The 836-nt window shown below is 45.7% G+C and carries 1 protein-coding gene; it reads left to right on the forward strand.

Annotated features, from left to right (window positions below; all coding sequences use genetic code 11):
• Positions 1–836, forward strand: an 836-nt coding sequence (locus ACX9YW_RS22855; RefSeq protein ID WP_460351008.1) for an aldehyde dehydrogenase family protein, incomplete at both ends; no start/stop codon positions are given.

Consider the following 836-nt stretch of genomic DNA (forward strand, 5'->3'; position numbering starts at 1 on the left):
CGCGTTTCAAAAGCAAATCGTGACCTTGCCCAGCAGGCTATGGAAGCAGCGGTTGAAGCGTTTAAAACATGGAGAAAAGTAAAGCCGGAAACTCGCGCGGACGTGTTATTTAAGGCAGCAACGATTATTCGTCGTCGCAAGCATGAGTTCTCTGCCTTATTAACAAAAGAAGCAGGTAAGCCATGGAATGAGGCAGATGCAGATACAGCGGAAGCCATCGACTTCTTAGAATACTATGGTCGTCAAATGCTAGCAATTAAAGACGGTGTTCCAGTCAACAGCCGTCCAAACGAATTTAACCGTTATGACTACATTCCATTAGGAGTAGGAATTATCATCTCTCCATGGAACTTCCCATTTGCGATTATGGCGGGTACAACCGTGGCGGCGATTGTAACAGGTAATACCGTGTTATTAAAGCCGGCTTCGACAACCCCGATCGTCGCAGCGAAATTTGTGGAAGTAATGGAAGAAGCGGGACTTCCTGCAGGCGTGTTAAACTTCGTTCCTGGAAGTGGGGCAGAAGTAGGTGACTATCTAGTTGACCATAAAGATACCCGTTTCATTTCCTTCACTGGTTCTCGTGATGTAGGTTTACGTATTTTCGAACGTGCTTCTAAATTAAATGAAGGCCAAATTTGGATGAAGCGTGTTATCGCAGAAATGGGCGGTAAAGATACAATCGTTGTGGATAGCGAAGCGGATTTAGAGTTAGCAGCACAGTCCATTGTTGCTTCAGCGTTTGGATTCTCCGGACAAAAATGTTCGGCATGTTCTCGTGCGGTTATCGTAGAAGACGTGTATGATCAAGTATTGAGCCGCGTCGAGGAACTTAC

This window comes from Pseudoneobacillus rhizolycopersici (assembly GCF_054786815.1).